20 protein-coding genes are annotated in these 20,877 nt (G+C 69.2%); 13 read left to right on the forward strand and 7 right to left on the reverse strand.

All coding sequences use genetic code 11. The features are described 5' to 3' along the window. Positions 1-435: 435 nt before the first annotated feature. Both ACSRUE_RS06010 and ACSRUE_RS06015 read left to right on the forward strand, forming a co-directional pair. On the forward strand, positions 436-810 hold the full coding sequence (locus ACSRUE_RS06010) for a hypothetical protein (protein WP_441293061.1): 375 nt from the start codon (positions 436-438) through the stop codon (positions 808-810). A 150-nt stretch (positions 811-960) separates the two neighbouring features. Continuing rightward, the gene (locus tag ACSRUE_RS06015) at positions 961-1,155 is read left to right on the forward strand and encodes a hypothetical protein (RefSeq protein ID WP_441290180.1); all 195 of its coding nucleotides are present in this window, start codon (positions 961-963) and stop codon (positions 1,153-1,155) included. Positions 1,156-1,249: 94 nt separating this feature from the next. Here the strand turns inward: ACSRUE_RS06015 and ACSRUE_RS06020 are convergent, their stop codons facing one another. The 3 genes from ACSRUE_RS06020 to ACSRUE_RS06030 form a co-directional block, all read right to left on the reverse strand. Next, on the reverse strand, positions 1,250-1,621 hold the full coding sequence (locus tag ACSRUE_RS06020) for a hypothetical protein (RefSeq protein ID WP_441290181.1): 372 nt from the start codon (positions 1,619-1,621) through the stop codon (positions 1,250-1,252). Positions 1,622-1,668: 47 nt separating this feature from the next. Then, a complete protein-coding gene (locus ACSRUE_RS06025; protein ID WP_441290182.1) occupies positions 1,669-2,016 on the reverse strand; it encodes a hypothetical protein in 348 nt (115 codons plus the stop codon). A 589-nt stretch (positions 2,017-2,605) separates the two neighbouring features. Continuing rightward, positions 2,606-2,779, reverse strand: a complete 174-nt coding sequence (locus ACSRUE_RS06030) for a hypothetical protein (RefSeq protein WP_438033948.1) — start codon at positions 2,777-2,779, stop codon at positions 2,606-2,608. Positions 2,780-2,876: 97 nt separating this feature from the next. Here ACSRUE_RS06030 and ACSRUE_RS06035 point away from each other — a divergent pair, with 97 nt between their 5' ends. Further along, positions 2,877-3,206 (forward strand): hypothetical protein, encoded by a 330-nt coding sequence (locus tag ACSRUE_RS06035; RefSeq protein ID WP_437763075.1) that lies wholly within the window; start codon positions 2,877-2,879, stop codon positions 3,204-3,206. On the opposite strand, the gene ACSRUE_RS06040 is transcribed toward ACSRUE_RS06035, so the two are convergent. Beyond that, positions 3,190-4,335 (reverse strand): 2-isopropylmalate synthase, encoded by a 1,146-nt coding sequence (locus tag ACSRUE_RS06040; protein WP_441290183.1) that lies wholly within the window; start codon positions 4,333-4,335, stop codon positions 3,190-3,192. The genes ACSRUE_RS06035 and ACSRUE_RS06040 overlap by 17 nt on opposite strands. A 253-nt stretch (positions 4,336-4,588) precedes the next feature. Here ACSRUE_RS06040 and ACSRUE_RS06045 point away from each other — a divergent pair, with 253 nt between their 5' ends. Both ACSRUE_RS06045 and ACSRUE_RS06050 read left to right on the forward strand, forming a co-directional pair. Beyond that, on the forward strand, positions 4,589-4,741 hold the full coding sequence (locus tag ACSRUE_RS06045) for an RCC1-like domain-containing protein (protein ID WP_437763077.1): 153 nt from the start codon (positions 4,589-4,591) through the stop codon (positions 4,739-4,741). Positions 4,742-4,756: 15 nt separating this feature from the next. Beyond that, complete coding sequence (locus ACSRUE_RS06050; RefSeq protein WP_441290184.1) at positions 4,757-5,455, forward strand: hypothetical protein; 699 nt, start codon at positions 4,757-4,759, stop codon at positions 5,453-5,455. A gap of 252 nt (positions 5,456-5,707) precedes the next feature. Here the strand turns inward: ACSRUE_RS06050 and ACSRUE_RS06055 are convergent, their stop codons facing one another. Continuing rightward, positions 5,708-5,869, reverse strand: a complete 162-nt coding sequence (locus tag ACSRUE_RS06055; protein ID WP_441290185.1) for a hypothetical protein — start codon at positions 5,867-5,869, stop codon at positions 5,708-5,710. Between the two features lie 571 nt (positions 5,870-6,440). Between ACSRUE_RS06055 and ACSRUE_RS06060 the strand changes: the two genes are divergently transcribed. The 6 genes from ACSRUE_RS06060 (at position 6,441) to ACSRUE_RS06085 (ending at position 14,095) form a co-directional block, all read left to right on the forward strand. Continuing rightward, positions 6,441-8,813: a type VI secretion system Vgr family protein gene (locus ACSRUE_RS06060; RefSeq protein ID WP_441290186.1), complete on the forward strand. Its 2,373-nt coding sequence runs from the start codon at positions 6,441-6,443 to the stop codon at positions 8,811-8,813. Between the two features lie 43 nt (positions 8,814-8,856). Further along, the gene (locus ACSRUE_RS06065; RefSeq protein WP_441290187.1) at positions 8,857-9,138 is read left to right on the forward strand and encodes a hypothetical protein; all 282 of its coding nucleotides are present in this window, start codon (positions 8,857-8,859) and stop codon (positions 9,136-9,138) included. A 68-nt stretch (positions 9,139-9,206) separates the two neighbouring features. Further along, entirely contained in the window at positions 9,207-11,867 is a 2,661-nt protein-coding gene (locus tag ACSRUE_RS06070; RefSeq protein WP_441290188.1) for a DUF2169 domain-containing protein, read from the forward strand. Then, the gene (locus ACSRUE_RS06075; RefSeq protein ID WP_441290189.1) at positions 11,864-12,934 is read left to right on the forward strand and encodes a pentapeptide repeat-containing protein; all 1,071 of its coding nucleotides are present in this window, start codon (positions 11,864-11,866) and stop codon (positions 12,932-12,934) included. Before ACSRUE_RS06070 ends, ACSRUE_RS06075 begins: the two co-directional genes overlap by 4 nt. Before the next feature lie 88 nt (positions 12,935-13,022). Then, positions 13,023-13,664, forward strand: a complete 642-nt coding sequence (locus ACSRUE_RS06080; protein WP_441290190.1) for a DUF3540 domain-containing protein — start codon at positions 13,023-13,025, stop codon at positions 13,662-13,664. Between the two features lie 29 nt (positions 13,665-13,693). Further along, the gene (locus ACSRUE_RS06085) at positions 13,694-14,095 is read left to right on the forward strand and encodes a DUF4150 domain-containing protein (protein ID WP_441290191.1); all 402 of its coding nucleotides are present in this window, start codon (positions 13,694-13,696) and stop codon (positions 14,093-14,095) included. 117 nt (positions 14,096-14,212) lie between these two features. Here the strand turns inward: ACSRUE_RS06085 and ACSRUE_RS06090 are convergent, their stop codons facing one another. Then, the gene (locus ACSRUE_RS06090) at positions 14,213-16,702 is read right to left on the reverse strand and encodes a DUF2169 domain-containing protein (RefSeq protein ID WP_441290192.1); all 2,490 of its coding nucleotides are present in this window, start codon (positions 16,700-16,702) and stop codon (positions 14,213-14,215) included. A 320-nt stretch (positions 16,703-17,022) separates the two neighbouring features. Between ACSRUE_RS06090 and ACSRUE_RS06095 the strand changes: the two genes are divergently transcribed. Next, positions 17,023-17,751 (forward strand): metallophosphoesterase family protein, encoded by a 729-nt coding sequence (locus tag ACSRUE_RS06095; protein WP_441290193.1) that lies wholly within the window; start codon positions 17,023-17,025, stop codon positions 17,749-17,751. Positions 17,752-17,957: 206 nt separating this feature from the next. Continuing rightward, positions 17,958-18,419 carry a hypothetical protein gene (locus ACSRUE_RS06100; protein ID WP_437763089.1) on the forward strand — a complete coding sequence of 154 codons (462 nt, stop codon included), beginning with the start codon at positions 17,958-17,960 and terminating at the stop codon, positions 18,417-18,419. A gap of 423 nt (positions 18,420-18,842) precedes the next feature. On the opposite strand, the gene ACSRUE_RS06105 is transcribed toward ACSRUE_RS06100, so the two are convergent. Continuing rightward, positions 18,843-20,774, reverse strand: a complete 1,932-nt coding sequence (locus ACSRUE_RS06105; protein WP_441293062.1) for a transketolase — start codon at positions 20,772-20,774, stop codon at positions 18,843-18,845. Between the last annotated feature and the right edge of the window lie 103 nt (positions 20,775-20,877).

Raw genomic sequence — 20,877 nt, forward strand, 5'->3', positions numbered from 1 at the left:
CGGGGGCGCAGCGCATCTCGAGGCAGCCTTTGATCATCCTGCTGTTCGACTTCAAGACACATGAGGAGGCTGCGGTCACTGCATACTTAAAACGACATGGGTTCTATACGGACCTTGCCTCCGTTGTGAAGCGCATCCTCGAAGAATCACTCAAACGCCGAAACATCAATGTCCACTCGGTCAATGCACGAGCAAAAGATCCATCGAGCTTCGGCAAAAGGCATCGCACCCCTCGGACGAAGATCCGACAAAACCCAAGTACACAAATCCTCTCGTCCAGATCACCGACCTGGCAGGGATTCGCATAATAACATATTTTCCGAGCACGCTGGCAGAAAGCGACGACATGCTGCCTGAAGAGTTCAGCGCGATCGAACAAACAAGGTCGCAAAGCTGATAGAAGAAGACCGGTTCGGGTATCAAAGCATTCACTATCTGGCCAAGCTTACAACACACCGGACACGACTTCCAGAGCACGGACCTTTTGCGGACACAACAGCCGAGATCCAGGCACGCACGATTCTTCAGCATGCATGGGCAGAGATCGAACACGACATCCAGTACAAATCGACCTCTGTCATACCGACCGAAATTCGCCGTCGATTTATGTCGATTGCGGGAATGCTCGAGATCGCCGATCGCGAGTTCCAGGCGATACAGGACGCCGACAGAATACTTACCGATGAAGCCAGATCCCGTGTGGAGGAGGGGCAGCTAGATCAGGTGGAAGTAACGCCAGATTCAGTAAAGGCGTTTCTCGACAAAAGATTAGGGCGAGATGGTCGCATATCCGATTTCTCGTATATTTGAGCTGCGAAGCTCCTAAAGAAGCTCGGATTTGAGACCCTGGATCAGGTCGAAAGTTGTACCCATGGATACAGCGACGACCACGTAAGCAGGATAGCGGGTGGAGGACGCCATGGCCAAACGACCCGCTTCGAGTACATGCTACTCGCGGGCATGGGCGAAAACTTTCTTCAGCGTCACTTATGGGCCAACGAGCCTTGGTTTCAAAGCAGAGAGCGCGATCGGCTTGAACGCATGAAAAATCAGGGGGTCGAGACGCGCGCCTACGACCCCATGCTGGAGACGTCCGGCGCCGAGAATGAACAAGGAGATATATCTCCGAAAAGCGATGCTGTGACGCAAGAGTAGGAGATCCAGCAATCCATCTCGGCGAGGTCGGTGCTCGCGAGGACGCGCTCCCGCGGGCTGCGGACACCTGAGCGGGGGCGAGCAGAGCGCGACCCTACCCCTCCGCGTCACCGTCCATGGCCGGCGTTGCCCCCTGGGCAGGAGCCGGCGGCGTGCTCGCCTCCAGCAGGAGTGCCCATTCGGGGAACACGGTCTCTCCATGCTCGGGCAACGTTAGCCGCCCCCTCATGGTGTACCACTCGACGTACTTGGAGAGCGCGAAGATGCCGAGGATGACCGCGCCTAGCCCGTCGGTTCCCCACACCGGCGGCAGTTTCCACGGTTTCTCTGGATCCAAGATGTCGATCTGGACTTCCCATCCGTCATCCGGCCGTTGTTGAGGTCGGCCGACGTGAAGGGAAATCTCGCGCCCGTGCTCCGCTCCGGCCGGCTGAAAGACGATTTTCCGTTCGCCGATGATGTCCATGCTGGCATCATAGCACCCGATCTCCCCCCAGCTCGTCAACCGGGTCGTCAGGGACAACGCGCGTGGCATGCAGCGTTTCCAGAAGCTTTCGCGAGATGGCAGCGAATCTTCCACTTCACTGGAACTTGCGAACAGAACCTGTCGATGACCTCATAGTAAGCCATACAGGCGTCCTCGCATTTGCCGCGCGGAGCCGCATCCGGTGTTACATCCGTCGCCGCTGGTGTTGCCAAGAACTCGAGGCTTTCCGAGTCATCCAAGTCCTGCTGGCTGGCCCGCACACCGCCGGCCATGGCCGCGATCCAGGCCTCGATGTCGTCGTCCGTCTCCCACGTCGCTCCCGGGCTCAGGGCGCACGATGCAGCACCGAGCGCACACGAGAGGGAGATCAGCATCACTGAGGCGAGATGATGTGTTCGCATGTGCGCCGCCCAAGCGAGCCGCGAGCCACCACGGAACGATCACCGGGGGAACGAGCTCGGCAGAGTCGTACGGTCATCCGCCGACCGTTACGTCCGCAACGGGTCAATCGACAGGCTGGCCTCATTTACGGGCAGCCCCCGAGGCTCGTCGCGCCGTGTGACCTCCGTGTGCCCCGACTTGAGGGCACGGGGCTCCACGAGAGGGCACTCGGGTATACGAGAGGAATCGAGCCCTCGATGGCCGCTGACACCGTTCCGACGCGTCTGACGCGGTGTCCGCCGCATCTCTCGCGCATCCGCCCCGCAAGTTCAGCTCCGGGTTCGATTCCCGGCACCTCCACCACGAAGACACCGCGAGAGCCGTGCTCTTTTTGCTTTTGTGACCTGCGTGTGACCTATTGAATTTTGGCTTCGCTGAACGGCTTCACGAGAGAAACACCTGCTATGGCCTGTCTGAGGAGGGCAGCACTCTAGACCGCTGTGGTGAGGCGAGCGGACTCGCAAGACTCCTTACGTCACATCAGACGCCTCACCCCGTTTTCCTCACGCGACCAGGCGCACCTCAAACCCCGCGCGGGAAGTCGCCCAGCGGCGGGAAGCGCGGGTCCTCCGTCGGATCGGGCGACGGCGGCTCCGGTTGCTCCGGCCCCGGATCCCCCGGGTTCGGCGGCAGCGGGGCATCCTCGTCGTCGCCGGGAATGTCCGTCTTTGCGAGCTCATGCGTGCCGTGGTTCATGACGGCCTTCCGCTGCAATTTTCAAACCGCATCACGCGCACGACCGCTCGACCCACCGCTTGACGCCCCCGCCCGGCCCCCCTGATCTGCAGCGGGCGTGCTCTCGATCCGCCACGACCCCTTCCCGCTGGAGGCCGCCCGCGACCTGCTCGGCATCGTGCGCGCGCTCTACGCCGAGGCGCGCTCCCGCGGGGCCAGCGTGGCAGATCTCCACGCCATCGCGGCGGTCGGCGACGACCTCCGGCAAGCGATCGCCCTCGCCGAGGCCCACCCGCCCGGCACGCTCGGCTTCTCGTCGGCGTGGGCCCGCGCCGAGCGCGCGGCGGGCCGCGTCGGCGAGCTCGCGGACGCCGTCGCGCCCGCTGCGCCCATCGTCCGCGCCGCCCTGGCGCGCGTCGGCGGGGGCAACCTCACCCCCGGCGGCTGAGCGCCCCCGCGATGGGATGGTCCGCCGCGACGGGCCAGGCGAGCGCGCGCGACGCGGCCGCGCAGTACGCGGCGAGGCGCGCGCGCGGCACCGGGGGGCGCGCGCCGAGGCGACCGAGGTTGTCGACGAGCAGCTCGAGGCAGGTGTTGCCCGTCCGCTCCCCGACGCCGAGCGCCGTGGCGTGGACCCGCTCGACACCGCTCGCCACCGCCCAGAGCGCGGCCGCGAGGCCGAGCCCGCGATCGTTGTGGCCGTGCCAGTCGAGCTCGATCCCGGTCGCCCCCAGCGCGCCCAGCTCGCGCCGGGCGAACGCGACCAGCGCCTCGACTCCCGGCGGGGTGACATGGCCGGTCGTGTCGCAAAGGCAGAGGCGCGCCGCGCCGGCGTCGACGGCGGCACGGAAGAGCGTGCGGAGCATGTCGGGCGGCGAGCGGGTCGCGTCCTCCGCGACGAGGCAGAAGGGCAGGCCAGCCGCCGCGGCCGCCCGCCCGGCCTCGTCGACGCTGCGGGCCAGGAAGTCAGGCCCCCACCCCTCGACGAAGTGCCGGATCGGCGAGCTGCCGATGAACGCGTAGACCATGATCGGCGCCCCGGTGCGCTCGGCCACGCGGGCGACCTCGTCGACGTCCGCGGCGAGGGTGCGCGCGGCCGCGGTCAGGCCGAGCGGCAGGCGGGACGCGACGATCTCCCGGGCGAGCAGGCACGCGTCGTCGAACTGCCGCGGCCCCGTCGCCGGCATGCCGAGGTTCACGACGTCGACGCCGACGCTCGCCATCGCGTGGAGGAGCTCGATCTTGCGCGCGCGCGGCGGGTTCACGATGGAGACGCCCTGGATGCCGTCGCGCAGCGTCTCGTCGAGCACCTCGACGGGCCGGGCTCCCCGGTCGAAGGGCAGCCACGCCTCGCCCTCGGCGCGCGCGGCGCCCCCCGCGTCGGCCACCAGGCCGCCAGGGGGCGGCTGCAGGCCACCGCGGGGCGGCCGCAGCCCGCCGGAGCCGGGGGGCGACAGCTGCCCGCCAGGGGGCGACAGCTGCCCGCCTGGGGGCGGCGGGCGCTCCCCCGGCGCGGGCTCGGCGCGGTTCCAGTCGAAGGGGGCCGCGGCGCCGGGATCCCGGCCGTCGGCGCTCATGCGCTGCATCTCATCTCGAAGGGGGCTCTCGGCGTGGCGCAGGCGCGGCGCACCGCGTCGATCCGCGCTGGGAGAGAGGTTACTTCATGTCGGCCGCCGGAGCAGGTCCCAGCAGCGCACGGCGAGCGCCGCACCCCGCGCCGCGAGCGCATCGAGCCGGCGCCAGGCCTCCACGCCCGCAGGACCGGACCACCGCGCCCACCGGCGGGCGCGGCTTTCCGCGCGGAGAGCGGCAGCGTAAAAAGCTGACGGCGTGGCGCAGCTCGCCGGGGGCTACCAGCACACGTGCGCGCTGAAGGCGACCGGCGAGATCCTCTGCTGGGGCGAGAACGCCGAGGGGCAGCTCGGCGTGGGCCAGGGGGTCGGAGACCAGCCGTCGCCGGTCGCGGTCAAGTTCGAGCCCTGAGCGAGGGCGGAGCTCGTGAAACGCGCCGTCGCATCGCACTCCCTCGTCGTGCTCGCGGCGATCATCGCAGCGATTCAGCCGGGTTGTCATCGAGAACGGAAGTGCCAGGGCGACGCATCGCCGGGCGAGCTGGGCTCGTCGACCACCACCACCACGAGCGCGCCCGCGGCGTCGGCCTCGCCCGCCGGAAGCGCCTCCACTGCCGGGGCCGGCCCGGTCGATCTCGATCTCGACGCCGCACGCCCGGGCATCACCGGGTCGTCGAGCCCGGGAGCGCCGCCGCCGTCGACCGCTGGTGCGGGGGCAGCATCGCCGGCTCCCGGGCTGAACACCAACCCGAGCGCGCCGGGTAACAAGCCGTTCGACCAGGATGCCTGGCTGGCCGCCCGCGGCGCCGTGTGGCGCCCCGATGCCTCGTGCTGGTCGACCCTCGACACCACCATACCGCCTCAGCGCCTCAACATGTGCTCGTGCCACGGGGCGCTCAGTCTGCCCGAGGTCGAGTTGATCGAGTGCTCGCGCGCACGCGAGCAGGATTCCACGGCGGTGCCTTTCGTGACGCACACGGTGCTCTACGCAGCGCGCGGCGGCGCGATCCGGGCGGTGGAAAATCAGGCAGCCTTGCCTCCACAGGAGGGCGTAGGAGCGCCGCAGAAGACAGCTCTGTATATCGCGCTACATCGGGTGCCTCCTCTCGCAGGCAATTCCGTGTGATGAACTACTATCAAGTCGATTCCAGCAGGCAGCCCTGTATACTGCATTACTCCCGGATCGGTTCTCGCAGGCAAATCTGCATGATGCCTTACATCCGAAGGCGCTCTCGCGGTCGGGCGCGACCAGCGCTGCATGAGACATGGGCCTGGGTGACATGGGGCGCCGGCTCAAGGGCGAGGGATTGGTCGCCCAGCACCTGGCCCCGTCGAGATGTCTTCGCGCAGCGCTCCTGTCCGGCAGCGCCTGCGGCGCTCATCGATACGGTGAGTCGCCTGGGCTCCGCATGCCGCCAAGGCGGAGCTTGTACTCGAGCGCGTCGATCTCGACCTCCAGCTCGAAGCGCGCGCGCTCGAGCGCGCGCCTGCGGCGGGCGGCAGCGATGAAGGGGCCGACGAGCAGCAAAGCGAGCATCACGAGGCCGGCGTCCAGCAGCACGCTCGCCCAGCGGGTGAGGCGGTAGGGCGCAAGATCCTTGTCTTCACGATCGGTAATGTCGTTCCACGTGAGGCGGTCGATGTCGACAGCGCGGTTGTGACAGATCTCTGCCGAAACATCCGCCTATTTCATGTGCGGATGACGATGCGGTGTTGGTGAGCATCTTGCTCGTTCGACGCCACCGCTCCGGGTTCGATGGCCCCCGGAGCGAGACGCTGTCCTGGTTCCCCGTGAACGTGACAGCGCTGGGATCACGTTAACGTGGAAGACGTGCTGGGCCAACGTCCATGGATGCCGGGACTCGTCGCGCGGACGAGGGTGCCCCACGAGCTCAGACTCGGGATCCGCGTCCATCGGCGTCGCCTCCTCGCTCGGCCAGGGTACCACCACGCGACGGTGTCGTGCGGTGACATCCACGACCTTGCACGTCGGGCGTCCTTCTGTGTAGGGTTCGCGGTCGCGACATCGTCCGCGCGCGGCCGCTGCGTTCAAGGGGGCCTCGGGTGGACCACAACCTGGTGGGGAGCTCATGAGCGTGGACGTTCTTGCCATGCACTGCGCAGCGCTGCCGGCCGCCCGTGCCGTCGGCTTCAAGGGCACCGAGGCGCTGTGCCGACCGTTCGAGTTCGACGTCCTGTTCACGGTGCCGGCGGGCACGGACGTCCGCGCCGCGATCAACGCTCCGGCGACGCTCACGCTCCAGCGCGGCGCCGACTCGCCGCCGATGTGCTGGCACGGCGTGTTCGTGCGCCTCCGGCTGCTGCGCGAGTCGGCCGACCGCGCGCTCTACCATGGGTCGCTCGTGCCCAGGCTGTGGCTCCAGCGCCACTCGGTGCGCAGCTTCGTCCATACGAAGAGCAAGATCGACGCCTTCCTGACGAAGACGCTCACGCACGGCGGCCTCACGACGAGCGACTTCCGGTTCAGCGTCGACACGGACCGCTATCCGGAAGAGGAGTTCGTCTGTCAATACCGGGAGAGCCACCTCGACTTCACCCATCGGTGGCTCGAGCGCGAGGGGCTCTACTACCACTTCGAGCACCCGGTCGACGACGGCGGCGCCGAGGTCATGGTCATCGTCGACAGCAAGGATCAGCACGAGCCGCTGAGCGGCAACGGGCGGGTTCGTTACCATCCGACCTCGAGCCACGACGTGTCGGCGGGCGAGTGCTTCCGGGAGGTGCACGTCGATCTCAGCGCGCTGCCGGCCGCGGTGCGGATCAACGATTACAACTACGCGAACCCGGCCGCCTCGGTGTCGGGAGAGCACGCCGTGTCGAAGAGCGGCCACGGTGAGGTGCGCGAGTACGGCTACCGCGTCTTCACGCAGGACGAGGCGACGCGGCTGGCCCAGGTCAAGGCGGAGTCGATCGCGTGCCGCGAGCTCACCTTGCACGCGACCGGCAACGCGACAGGGCTGCGGGCCGGCTACGTCTTCGAGCTGGAGGACGGGCCTTCGGACGTGCCGACCCGCTACCTCGCCGTCGAGGTGCGGCACGCGGCCGCGATCACGGGCGGCTCGTTCGACATCACGCGCTTCACGGGGATGGCCATGGACGAGACGTACCGCGTCGAGGTGGTGGCGATCCCGGCCGACGTGCAGTTCAGGGCGCCGCAAGCGACGCCGTGGCCACGCATCTACGGCTTCGAGAACGGCGTCGTCGACGGGCCAGGCGACAGCCAGTATGCCCAGATCGACGACATGGGTCGTTACCTGCTCCGCCTCAAGTTCGACGCGAGCGACCTGCCCGACGGCGCCACGTCGACATACCTGCGCATGATGCAGCCGCACGGCGGCACGGTCGAGGGCTGGCACTTCCCGCTGCGCAAGGGGACCGAGGTCATGGTGTCGTTCCAGGGCGGCGACCCGGACCGGCCGTTCATCGCCGGCGTGGTGCCGAACGCGCACCGGCCGAGCACGGTCACGAGCCGCAACCTGACCCAGAACGTGCTGCGCACGGGCGGCAGCAACCACATGGTCGTCGAGGACCTCGAGGGCAAGCAGCACATCGACCTGTTCACTCCCGTCGGCGCGACCAACGTCCATATGGGCGGCCCCACCCACCAGGCGTTCGTCGTGCCCCCGAAGACGCCGGACGCGAACCCTGACATGCAGCCCGTCGACTGCATGTTCTACGTTTCGACGGAGGGCAACGCCGGCTTCAACGTGTGCGGCGAGTGGTGGCAGAACGTCGGCGGCAAGTACTACGTCGAGGTCAGCGACGACGCGACCATCCATTACGTCGGCATCCACACGATCAACGTCGACGGCGACTCGAACGAATTCTACAACAGCCACCAGAACATCAAGGTGCGCTCGGGCCGGACCGACAAGGTCGAGAGCGGCGGCATGACGCAGGACATCCACGGCGGGTTCACCCAGACCATCGAGGCCGGCGGCAAGCAGGATGTGCTGGGGAGCTGGTTGCAAAAGATCAGCGGCCAGAACCACGACGACTACGGATCGTGGAAGACCGACGTCAAGCTGGGGTGGACGGCGGACATCAAGGGGGCGTGGTCACACACCGTGAAGGGCGACATCAGGATCGAGAGCACGAGCGGGACCATCCACGTGGAGAGCCCGACGAAGATCACGCTCAAGGCCCAGGAGGTGACGCTTGACGCGCCCAACAAGGTGCACAAGCACACGAACCTCTACATTGAGACGTTCGGCTCCAAGAACTCCTTCGGCATTCAGAAGGCGGACTTCACCGGGATCAACTTTGCCCGCAATAACCTCAAGGTTGAATTCACCGCATACGCGGCAGCGAAGGGTGGTTACAAGGGAGAATACTGGATCACCAACAAACTGAACTACGCAACACTCTTCGAGACATTGGGCGCCAACATGAGAAAATCCGGAACGGAAGCCTGGAACTCGGCAGCGCGGATGCTGAACGCCGCGATCACGAAGCTAGGCTAAGAGAGCCGGAAGTCACCTGAACCAGCTCGCGACGGAGGTCTTCATGAAAGCGACGGGAACATGCCCCAAATGTCTCTGCACGGCCCTCTGGTACGTGGAGTACGTGGGAAACAACGATCCGAACCCCGGCAGCCAGGAGAAAGCACTCCAGTTTCAGCTCGCGGTCACCGGTAAGCTAGGCCCAGACGGCACCAGCGGAAGGCTCGAAGCGTACGCGTGCCAGCAGTGTGGCTACGTCGAGCTGTACCTGAAGGAGCGCCTCCCCGTCGACGGCAAGCACATCCGCGAGCTGCGGCGCCCGCAGGGCCCGCCCTACCGCAGCTGATCGATGCAGGCGCAGAGGGGCTCGACAGGTCATCGTCTCTCTCAGACCCACGCTCGACAAGAGGTCCCGTGAAGATCGTCAAGCCCATGAAGGTCCCCATGCTCACCCGGGTGCTGGAGTTCCGGCGCCGGTGCTACTTCCATGTGACCGCCATGCTGGGCTTCCCGCTCACGAGCCCTCGCGCGCTCGTCGACGAGCTGTCGTTCTGGCGCATCGTCACCGGCGCGCTCGGTGAGCAGGGGGCCATCGACGAAGGCTTCGCCAAGACGCGCGGCGAGCTGCTCGTCGCGGGCAGCTTTCACGCCCCGGGCGGCGTGCCCACCCGCGCCTCGTACGTGAGGGCGCAGATCGGAAGCGTCGACAAGCGCCTCGCCGTGGTCGGCGACCGGACGTGGTGCGACGGCGTGCCGACCGAGCCCGCGCCGATGACCGCCCTGCGCATCGACTGGGCGCACGCCTTCGGAGGGGCCGGCTACGACAGGAACCCTCACGGCAAAGGCTACGAGCCGCTCGATCTCGGCGGTCGTTCCGTGTACCCGATGCCCAACGTCGAGCAGTACGGCGCCATGATCCGCTCCCCGTCGGAGCGCCCGGAGCCCGCCGGCTTTCTGCCGCTAGACATCACGTTCGCGCAGCGCGGGGGACGCGCCGGCACCTACGACAAGCGCTGGCTCGACGAGCACTTCCCGGGCATCCCCGCCGACGCGGATCCGACCTTCTTCAACGTGGCGCCCGAGGATCAGTGGCTCGATGGTCTCTTTCGCGGGGACGAAGAGATCCTCATCGAGAACATGCACCCCGAGAAGCCTCGCCTCGTGGGGCGGCTGCCCGACCTCGTGACGCGATCGTTCGTCACCCACCACACCCCGGAAGGCGAGCGCTTTCTCGAGATCCCGATGCGGCCCGACACGGTCTGGGTGTTCCCCGCCGAGGAGCTCGGCGTCGTCATCTTCCACGGCGTGCTCGCGATCGCCGAGGACGACGCGGCCGACATCGTACACCTGCTCTGCGCGTGCGAGGAGCCCGGCTCGCCGCGCCCGATCGAGCACTACCAGGCAGCCCTCGCGCGGCGCCTCGACAAAGACAAGGGCGCGGTCGCAGAGATCTCCGACGGCGACCTCATGCCGCCGCGCGCGTCGGGCGTCGCGCCCAACATCGATCTTGGCGACATGGGACGCTGGGTCAAGAGCGAGAACCTGGCCGCCCAGAACCTGCGTCGGGGCCAGGAGCGAAGCTTCGCCGAGGCGCGCGCGAGGATCGTGGCCGAAGGGCTCGACCCGAAGGACCACGGCCTCGAGGAGCTACCCGCCCTGCCCGAGCCGCCGCCAGACGACCTCGATGCCCTCGCCGCCTATGTCGAGGCCGCGTCCCTGAGGACCGACGAGCTGATGGAGCGAGCCAGAGCAACGGAGGCGCAGGCCCGCCAGGAGGCGAGACGAGCCTGGGCCGAGATGGGCGAGGACTTCGATGCTGCCATGGAGAAGGCGGCCAAGGAGGGCGCAGGGCCGCCCAAGTTCTCGGCAAAGGCGCACCTCACGGCGCTGCGCTCGATGGCGGCGGAGGCGCGCGAGGCGGGCGTCGTGCTGGACGACGTGGAACAGACGCTCGCGGACCCGGGATATCACGCCCAGATCGAGGAGCAGGAGCGGGGTCTGGTCGAGATGTACCGGCGGATGGGGCACCTGCAGCCGGCGGCCGCGGCGATGGAGCCGGAGGCCTCGGAGCGCGCGCGCGTGGTCATCGGGCTCGCCCTGGAGGTGGGCGAGTCCCTGGCGAACCGCGACTTCACGGGCGCGAACCTCGCGGGAATGTGCCTGTCCGGCGTGGACCTCTCCGGCGCTTTCCTCGAGTCGACCGACCTCTCGGGCTGCGATCTCTCCCGGGCCAACCTCGAGGGCGCAGTGCTCGCCAGGGCGAACCTGGCTGGCGCAAACCTCGCCGACGCTCGGCTCCGCGGCGCGAACCTGGGCGGCGCGGCGCTGCGCGGCGCATCGCTCGATCGCGTCGACCTGAAGGAGGCGGTGCTGAGCCGCGCCGAGCTTGAGCGGGCGCGCTTCTCCGGCGCGGATCTCACAGGCGCCGACTGGTTCGAGACGAAGCCGGGCGGCGCGGACTTCACGGGCGCCACGCTCGGGCAATGCAACCTGCTGAAGGTCGACCTGTCCGGAGTCCGCTTCACGGGCGCCGACCTGTCCGAGGCGAACCTCGTGGAGAGCACGCTCGACGGGGCCGATTTCTCGAGCGCCACGCTCCGCAAAACGACGTTCGTCGCCTGTCGTGGAGAGGGTGTCTCGTTCCGAGAAGCGCGCTTCCAGCAAGGCGTCGTCGTGCACGGATCAGCGTTTCCCGGAGCCGACTTCAGCGACGCCGACATGGAGAGAGCCAATCTGCGCGGCACCGTCCTCAAGGGCGCGCGGCTCGATCGCGCGAACCTGCGCGGCGCCGACCTCTCCGGATGCGACGCCTCCGAGGCCAGCCTGGAGCGCGCCCTCCTGAAGGGCGGCCTGCTCCTGCGCACCGACCTCGGCGACGCGTCGCTCAAGGGGGCCAACCTGATGGACGCGCTCGCCTCCAAATCCCGGCTGGCGGGCGCCGATTTGACGGGCGCGAACCTGTTCCGCGCCGACCTGTCGCGGGTCGCCGGCGACGAGCAGACCACGTTCGCCGAGGCGGAGGTCGGACACGTGCGCTTCCTTCCGAAGGCCGACGTCACGAGAGGTGGCACGTGAACCGAGACGAGCTCCTCGACAAGCTTCGGCACGGCGAGCCGATACGCCACGTCGACCTGTCGCGCCTCGCGCTCGACGGCGCCGACCTGTCGGGCGCGACCTTCGAAGCGGTGCGCTTCCCCGCGGCGCTGCGTGCCTCGCTCCTCACGGAATCGACCTTCGTCGAGTGCGATCTCGGCGGGTGCGATCTGCGCGACGCCGACCTGCGCCACGCGAGCTTCTACCGATCGCGGCTGGAAGGGGCGCGCCTCGACGGCGGCAGGCACATCGCGGCTGCCTTCGTCGAGTGCGCCGCGGACGGCGCGTCGTTCGCGCTCGTCGAGGCGCCCATCGCGAGCTGGCTGAAGACCTCCCTCCGGGGAGCGTCGTTCGCGGGCGCCAACCTCGATCGCGCGAACCTCGTCGACATCGACGCAGACCGGACGAGCTTCGCCGGGGCGAACCTCGAGAAGTCGACGCTCTTCCGGGCCGATCTCCGCACTGCCGATCTCGCCGCCGCGAACCTCGCGCTGACCACGCTCGTCGAGGCCAGGCTCGGGCCGAAGAGCTTCGCCGACACGAAGCTCTTTCGCACGCAGTTCATGAAGAGCGATCTCGCCGGCGCGAGCTTCGCCGGGGCAGACTGCGCGCAATGCAACTTCATGGGAGCCGACCTGCGCGAAGCCCGGCTGGAAGGCGCGAGGGGGCCGCAGTGCTTCTTCGGCGAGGCGAAGCTGCATGGAGCGCGCCTCTCGAACGGCCAGTTCCCCCAGGCGGTGTTCGAGAAGGCCGAGCTGCTGAAAGCGGACCTCTCCGGCGCGTTCCTCGAGGAAGCTTACTTTGGTCGCGCGCTGGCAGCTGGAGCGCGGTTCGTCGATGCCAGGCTCCGGGAGGCGGACTTCTCGCACGCCGACGTGTCGGCCGCCGATTTCTCTGGAGCCGGCCTGTATCGAACCCGGTTCCATCTCGCAAAGCGCGACGGCGCGGTGTTGCCGCTGCTCTCGGGGTGGCTCGGCGATGACGAGGAGCTGGCCAGGGTGGAACGATGGCAGCCGAGGCATGGCGCGGCGCCCCCTGTGAAGACGTGAAGCAGGTTGCAGTCGAGGCGAGGAGCAGGTCGTTCAGGAGACGCTCCGCAAGGGACAGGACAGACGACGTGGAGAAAGGGTTGATACCGTGACAGCCGTAAAGAAGCTTGCGAGGCCGGAGGCCTATCTCGAGACGGGGAGCGTTGAGCGGGTCGGCGCGACGCTCGTGGTACGCCTCGGCGCGTCGAGCTGCGAGGCGCGACGCGCGAAGAGCTGCCTCGTCGCGCCCGACGTCGGGGACAAGGTGCTTTGCGCCATCGAGCCGGAGGGGGTCTATGTGCTTGCCGTGCTCGATGGCCGCGAGGGCGCGCCGACGAAGCTCGCGACCGACGGCGATCTGGTGGTGCAGGCGCGAGGCGGGCGGATCGCGGTCTGCGCGTCGGAACGCGTCGACATCGTGGGCGCCCGCGAGGTGGCCATGACGGGCGCCGAGGTGCACGTGCGCGCCAAGAAGGGAGCCATCGCGATCGATGAGCTTGGCTTCTTCGGGCGGCTCGTGCAGGCCGAGGTGACGAAGATCGCGCTCGTGGCGCAGGAGGCCGACACAATCCTCACCCGCTTGACCCAGCGCGCCAAGCGCGTGTTCCGCTTCGTGGAGGAGATCGATCAGACACGCGCGGGGACCGTCGATCTACGCGCCCAGAACCTGTTCGGCATTCGCGGAGAGAACGCGATCATCTCGGCCCGTGTCCTCGCCAAGGTCGATGGCGAGCAGATCCACCTCGGCTGACCGCTACGCAAAAGAGAGGAGATCCCGATATGTTGGCAAAGACGAGCGCTGGCGGCATGTGCCTGGCGTTTCCCGACGTGTGCCTCACGCCGGCCCCACCTGCGCCGGCTCCGGTCCCGGTGCCTTATCCGAACATCGCGATGGATCCCACCGACGTGGGGTTCGTGCCGAACGTCCTCATGACGTGCACGCCTGCGCACAACATGGCGACGATGCCCATGCTCACGAACGGTGATAACGCCGGCCTGGCGACCGGCGTCGCGTCTGGCACCGTGATGGGCCCTGCACGCACGGTGACAGGGGCGTTCACCGTGGTGGTCGGGGGGATGCCGCTCGCGCGGCTCACCAGCATGACGATCCAGAACAACACCAATGCGCCTGGCGCCAAGATCGTGCCCAGCGTGACCAACGTGCTCGTTCTGGCGCCCTGAGGGCGTTGGCCAAGGGAGGTGTCGGCGCGCCTCGAGCCGTCACCCGGCCCGGCCCCGCCGCAGTCACCGGTACGGCGTGCCGGTCGCCTCCCCGATCGTACCCTGCCCCTCGATCGCTCACGAGCCTTCGGGATCTTCCGGGCTCACCGGCGCCGTCTCGTCGATCTCTTTCATGTTGGCGCCCGCGATCTTCGCCCGCCTCCGCGAGGCCCCATGCAGATTGGCACGCTCCAGGTTGGCGCCGCGGAGATCGGTCAGATCGAGCTTCGCGTGCGCCAGCACCGCGGCGACGAGGCGGGTCTTGCAGAACGAGGCTGCGCCGAGATCGGCGCGGTCGAACCGCGCCGACATGAAATCGCCGCGATCGGCCTTCGCGTCACGCAGGTTGGCGCCGGCGAACGACGCGCCCACGAAGCGCGCATCCTCCAGGTCGGCGCCTGCCAGGTTCGCCGCGGAGAGGATCACGCCGTCGCCGCGGACACGAGCGAGCCGCGCTCGCTCCAGGTTCGCCCCGCGCAGCGAGGCGCCGCGGAGGTCCGCCTCCTCGAGCGAAGCCTCGACGAGCTCCGCGCGGTCGGCGCGCGCGTTCGTGAGATCGGCGCGAGACAGATCCGCGCCGCGGAGGTCGGCCTCGTCGAGCGTCGCCTCGACGAGGCTGGTCCCTGCGAGGCGGGCACCACGGAGCCTCGCGCCGCGGAGCGCGCACCGCGCGAGCGAACGCCCGCTGAAGTCGAGCCCCGACAGGTCACCGCCCGACAGGTCGTCTCCGTTGAAATCGCCTCCTTCAGCGAGCCTCGCCTCGGCGCGCTTTCGCGCCTCCAGCCCAACGAGCGGCTCGCTCGTCACCGGCGGCGATACGGCTTCCGGCGACACCACCTCGGGCGGCCGACTCACCCTCGCCGGCACCGCCACCTCGGCCAGCGCCGGCGGCGCCACCTTGAACTGCGGACTCACCTTCTCCGGCGGTGCCACCTCCACCGCCGGATAGACCGCCTCCTGCCTCGATGGCTCTCGCGCCACGAGCGTCGACCCGGATGACTCCGCCCGAGGAGCCGCCACGGGATGCGGCTCCAGCGGCGGCGCCGATTCCACGACACCGCTCTCAGGATCTCCCGAGTCGACCAGCGTGCGCCCGGCCTGCGAGCCCCCGGCACCAGCGGGGCTGACGAGCCGAGGCGCGGCCATCGGGCTCCACGGCGCGCCCGGGATGGGGTCCTCCCCGCGCGACGCGCTCGTCCCCGGCGCTGCCACCGGGAACTGCGCCCGCTCTGCCCCGACCTCCGCGAGCCTGTCCTCGGGGATCGGCATCCTCTGGCCGAGCGGTCCCGTGATGCCTCCGCTCACGGCGAGATCGGCAGGAGCCTGCGGCGCGGCAGGCGCATCACGGAAGGGGAGCACTGGCCTTTCCCTCTTCTCGAGGGGGCCGGTCTCCGCCAGCGCGGCCGGCGCCGCTATCGGCCTGGGGAGAGAAACGGCAGGCGCCGAGCTCCGGCGCGTCGCCGCAGGGGCCCCGGGGAGCGACGCGCCGCGCTCCGGCCACGGAATGGTCCCTTTGAGCGTCTCGACACCCGCGAACAGGCGGATGCCCTGGAGCGCCTCCTCGCTCTCCGTCGCGAAGTTGCCCCGCCACACCAGCGAGGCGATCTGGCGATCACCGTCGATGACGAGCGTGTCGGCCACCAGCGGGATCTCCTGCGATCCGCCCGCCGGCGCGGCGTCGATGCGGAAGCGGCGCACACGAGCGCGCGCCGAGGGGAGGCGCGTACAGATGAATGCTCTCCCCGCGCTCAGGTTCTCCAGGAGGATGCGCTCATCGCCTTGCAGAAAGGGGATCTGCTGATCGAACGGCGCCGGGTTGAAGGCGCGAAAGTCGAAGTCCTCCGGAATGTGGAGCACCTCCGCGCGCCCCGCGGCGGCGGGGTCCGCGCCGGGCGAGCCGAGCTGCGCCGAACGCCGCGTGGCGCCTGGCTCGAAGCCGTTGAAGAGCCGCTTCCGCAAGGCCCAGTGAGGCGCGATGGGCGCGAAGCACGCGGGCCGGTGGGGGCTCGCAGGATTGACCAGGTTCGGGCGCGCTCGCCTTGCGCCCATCGCTGGATCCAGCGCGTCGGCTCGCGCGCCCTCGCCAGCCTCGGAGACGCCGACCGGGTTCCACGGATGGCTGGGCCCGCCCGCCGTGCGCTCGTACACGAGCGGCATCCTCTGGAACGGCGTGGGCGCGATGCTGCCGGGCGCGGGATCCCCGAAGACGTGGATCGTCTTGTCGAGCAGCGGCCCATCGCGGAAGAGCGCGAGCCTCGCCGAGAGGCCGATCACCGGACCGGTGGCGTCCGAAGCATGCGCGTGCCCGGTGAGCACGACGCCGGCGCCGGGGAGGTACGGCGCGGTGTCGCTCGCGAAGCGCAGGCTCCGCGAGGGGTCGTCGTCGTGAAAGCGGTCCTCGCGCTCGACGGGCTCGGGCGCCACGAGCGCCGCGTCGCCGTCCGCACCGAGCGCAAACGTCGCCTTCACGAGGATCGTGACACGCAGCACGCCGCCGATGCGCCACAGGACCGCGCCGCACGACACGGGATTCAAGGCGACGATGTCCACCGGCCAGAGCGCGCGCACGCGCGGATCCTACCCGCTCGTGGTCCGGCGGGTGCAGGGAGACTAGGGAAACTTCGCGGCTGTGACGCGCGTGTCCATCACCGCCGCACCGCCGCACCGCCGCACCGCCGCACCGCCGCACCGCCGCACCGCCGCACCGCCGCACCGCCGCACCGCCGCACCGCCGCACCGCCGCACCGCCGCACCGCCGCACCCGGCCGGGCGCGAGGGGCTGGAGGCGCCGGCGGACATGGTCTATCGTCACGAGTCCGCCGATCGGACGCCGCGAGGCGCCGAGAGCCGCTCCAACGTCTCGATGGCTGCTGAAGGGGGGTCTTGCCATGCGGATCGCGCTGATATCCGACATCCACGGCAATGAAGTGGCGCTCAGGGCCGTGCTGGCCAGCATCCGGGCGACGGGCGTCGATCAGGTGATCTGCCTCGGCGACGTCGCGACGCTGGGGCCGCGGCCCTCGGCCATCCTGGACATGCTGCAGGAGCTCGGGTGCCCGTGCATCCTCGGGAACCACGACGAGTTCATGCTGGATCCGGAGCTGATCCGCACCTACACCGAGGCCCCCATCGTCGTCGACGCGGTGGACTGGTGCCGCGACCAGCTGTCGGCGGACGAGCTCGGCTTCCTGCGCACGTTCCAGGCGCGCCTCGAGATCCCGCTCGACGCTCACGCGACGCTCCTCGTGTTCCACGGCTCGCCCCGGTCTCACATGGAGGATCTCCTCGCGAACACCCCGCCGGAGGAGCTCGATCGCCGCCTCGCGGGCCACGCTGCGACGGTGATGGCCGGGGGGCACACGCACCTCCAGATGCTCCGCCAGCACCGCGGCACGCTCCTCGTGAACCCGGGGAGCGTCGGGCTCCCCTTCAAGGAGTACGCGAACGGCGGGCCGCCGACGCTGCTGCACCACGCCGAGTACGCGACCGTGGAGGCGCAAGGCGGCGCGGTCAACGTCAGCCTGCACAGGGTGCCGGTCGACAGGGACGCGCTCCGCGCGGCGGTGAAGGCCTGCGACAACCCCATGCGCGGCGCGCTGCTGCAACAATACGCCTGAGCGAGCCCGGCCGGCTCCATCAGCCGCGGCGCGCGGAGACCAGGGAGCGCGAGCACCGCGAGGCCGCCCGCGACGCTGCGCGCTGCGCGCTGCGCGCTGCGCCGCAGAGTCCCGCGCGTCGGCAAGGCCGAGGGGCCCGATCCGCGTGCGGCGAGGCGCGGCGATCTGGTAGCGTCGAGGGCGCGCCGGAGAGCGATGGAGCCCCGATGACGAAATACGAGCAGATCAAGCTGTCCTATGAGGCCTCCAAGGCGGCGATCGGCCAGGTCGCCGAGGAGCTCTTGCAATGGATAACCGAGCTCCGTGACCACATGGCCTGGCCGAGGGACAAGTGGGCGCTCAACCGGATCGCCGGAGACGCCCACGCCAACGGGCTCCTGCAGCGGTTCGTCGTCGAGAATCAGCCCGGCGTCGGCGAGGTCTTGAAATGCCAGCTGTCCCTCACCGTCGAGGACGAGCTGCCGTTCACCGTCGACTTCTTCGCGGTGGGCAGGACCGACAGGGGCCTCCTCGTCGTCCTCATCGGCGGAGAGCAGATCACCGTCAGCAAGGCCTCCCCCGAGGCCTTCTTCGAGAAGGCCGTCGAGCACATCCGGCAGCAGGCGAGGCGCGTGGCGAAGACGCGCCGCGTCGGAGCCATTGCCGGCACGCCCTACCGCCCTGCCTAGCCGCAGCGCTCGCCTGGCTGCTCAGGCGCAGCGCTCGCCTGGCCAGGCGCCCTGCCGAGCGCCACCGTGCAACGCCCGGGAACGCGAAGACGGCGCCCCTGCGCTTCAGGAACGAAAGCCGCCATACCAGAAACGAAAGCCTCGCCGGTACGGTGCCTACGTAAATTCACGGACTCGCATCAGGAGACTCCTGGCCCAGCTCCTGCATAGCCCTACCACCGGAGCGCCTGAGGGACGGTTTCCCCCCCCACACCGTCGGACGGGCGCTCCTCTTTTTCTTTTGTCCGCGCCTCCGCCCCGGCACCCGCGCGGGTGCCGGGCGGGTCACCGCGAGACGCAGGGCATGTCGGTCCTGGCGCTGGCGTCGTGCCACGATCGGCCGGCGACCGAGCCGCGGCGCGCTCGCGTCGCGCGAGGCCAGGGCTATCGCGCGCGGCGTGCTTCGCCGGAGAGGAGGCGCTTCGCTGCGCCAGCGATGGCGGAAGCGTCCAGCCCCGCCGCACGCAGGAGCTCGGCCGGGGTACCCGAGCCGGGCATCTCCCGCACGGCCAGGTGGACGACGCGCGCGACGACGGGCTCTTCGCCGGCCAAGGCCTCGAGCACGGCGTCGCCCAGGCCGCCCTCGGCCCAGTGATCCTCCACGACGACGACGTTTCCAGCCGTGGCCTGCACCGCCGCGCGGATGCCGGCGGCGTCGATCGGCTTGATGCCATACGCGTCGAGGACTCGAGCGGAGAGCCCGCTCGCCTCGAGCTCTGCGTGGGCCTTCAACGCCTCGTGGACGGTGATGCCGGCGGCGATGATCGTCACGCGATCGTGGGGTGTCTCGCGCAGCACCTTGCTCCCGCCGATGGGGAACGCTTCGGTCGCATCGTACAGGATGGGCGTCTTCTCGCGCGTCGTTCGGAGATAGACGATACCCTTCTGGTCGGCCATGGCAGCCACCAGCCGAGCGGCCTGATTGGCGCAGCACGGGTAGAGCACGGTGCTCCCGTGGATGGCGCGCATCATGGCCAGATCCTCGAGCCCCATCTGCGACGGGCCGTCCTCGCCGATGGATACGCCCGCGTGCGAGCCGCACACGCGGATATTGGCCCTCGACACCGCGGCCATCCGGAGGAAATCGTGGGCGCGCGTGAGAAAAGCCGCGAACGTCGACGCGAAGGGCGACCAGCCCCGGACGCTCAGCCCCACGGCCGCGGCCACCATCTGCTGCTCGCTGATGAACATCTCGAAATAGCGATCTGGATGAGCCTTCGCGAACTCCTCGGCAAAGGTCGAGTTGCTGACCTCGGCGTCCACGGCGACGATCTCCGCGCGCGCAGCGCCGAGCGCCTCGAGCGCGTCGCCGTAGGCCCTCCGCGTCGCGACGGCCGTGGAGCGCTCGTAGATGGGGAGCCTCAGCGGCCCGGCGGTGGGCCGCGGAGCAGGCTCACCCGGCGCAGGCGCCTCTGGCGCGACGACGATGTCGCGCACGCCGCCCAGCTCTTCGATCGCCGTCGCGCACTGCGCTTTGTCGAGCGCCTTTCCGTGCCAGCCGTCCTTGTCCTCGACGAGGGACACGCCCTTTCCCTTCACCGTGCGCGCGACGATCAGCGCGGGCGCGTCCGAGGCGCGGAGGGCTTCGGCGTAGGCGCCGGAGATGGCGGCTGGATCGTGGCCGTCGATCTCCAGGGCACGCCAGCCGAACGCGCGGGCGCGCGCCGCATAGGCCGCGGAGTCCCAGCCGAGGGGCGTCTGTCCGCGTTGCCCGAGGCGGTTCATGTCGAGGATGGCAATGAGGTTGCCGAGCTTCGTGTGGCGCGCGTGGTCGAACGCCTCCCAGATGGATCCCTCGGACATCTCGCTGTCGCCGAGCAACACCCAGACACGGTAGGGAGCCTTCTCGAGGTACTTCCCGGAGAGCGCGATCCCGACGCCCATGGGGAGACCCTGACCCAGGGAGCCGGTCGCCACGTCGACCCAGGGGAGCGTCGGCACCGGGTGCCCCTGCAGCGGGCTCCCGAAGCGCCTGTACGACAGGAGCTCCGCGTCGGAGATGACGCCCGCCGCCTTGAGCATCGCGTAGAGCAGCGGGGAGGCATGGCCCTTCGAGAAGATCAGGTGATCGTTGTTCGGGTTCTCCGGATGGCTCAGGTCCCAGCGGAGGTGGTCGCGGAGGAGCACCGCCATGAGATCGGCCGCCGACAGGCTGGAGGTCGGGTGTCCGGAGCCGGCCATCGTCGAGCAGCGGAGGCTATCGACGCGAAGCTGCTGAGCGAGCTCACGATCACCATGCGCCTGCTCGGCGCTGCTCCGGCGTTGCCGCTCGCTCCGGTCGTGCCCGCCGCGCGGTTCGTGCCCACGCGAAGGCATTCCGTGGGGCGCCTGGGTCGATCGCTCGCCAGGTGACGCGGGCGAGCGATCCTTCTCGGCCTTCGGCGCTTGCTCTCGATCCTCCTGCGCGGGCAGTCCCCTG

This window comes from Sorangium sp. KYC3313 (genome assembly GCF_052075895.1).
GTDB lineage: Bacteria > Myxococcota_A > Polyangia > Polyangiales > Polyangiaceae > Sorangium > Sorangium cellulosum_B.

Coding starts and splice junctions, on each gene's coding strand:
- ACSRUE_RS06015 (WP_441290180.1), top strand. CDS start 961: ATGGGCGAAAACTTTCTTCAGCGTCACTTATGGGCCAACGAGCCTTGG.
- ACSRUE_RS06020 (WP_441290181.1), bottom strand. CDS start 1,621: ATGGACATCATCGGCGAACGGAAAATCGTCTTTCAGCCGGCCGGAGCG.
- ACSRUE_RS06025 (WP_441290182.1), bottom strand. CDS start 2,016: ATGCTGATCTCCCTCTCGTGTGCGCTCGGTGCTGCATCGTGCGCCCTG.
- ACSRUE_RS06030 (WP_438033948.1), bottom strand. CDS start 2,779: ATGAACCACGGCACGCATGAGCTCGCAAAGACGGACATTCCCGGCGAC.
- ACSRUE_RS06040 (WP_441290183.1), bottom strand. CDS start 4,335: ATGAGCGCCGACGGCCGGGATCCCGGCGCCGCGGCCCCCTTCGACTGG.
- ACSRUE_RS06060 (WP_441290186.1), top strand. CDS start 6,441: ATGCACTGCGCAGCGCTGCCGGCCGCCCGTGCCGTCGGCTTCAAGGGC.
- ACSRUE_RS06065 (WP_441290187.1), top strand. CDS start 8,857: ATGAAAGCGACGGGAACATGCCCCAAATGTCTCTGCACGGCCCTCTGG.
- ACSRUE_RS06085 (WP_441290191.1), top strand. CDS start 13,694: ATGTTGGCAAAGACGAGCGCTGGCGGCATGTGCCTGGCGTTTCCCGAC.
- ACSRUE_RS06095 (WP_441290193.1), top strand. CDS start 17,023: ATGCGGATCGCGCTGATATCCGACATCCACGGCAATGAAGTGGCGCTC.
- ACSRUE_RS06100 (WP_437763089.1), top strand. CDS start 17,958: ATGACGAAATACGAGCAGATCAAGCTGTCCTATGAGGCCTCCAAGGCG.
- ACSRUE_RS06105 (WP_441293062.1), bottom strand. CDS start 20,774: ATGCCTTCGCGTGGGCACGAACCGCGCGGCGGGCACGACCGGAGCGAG.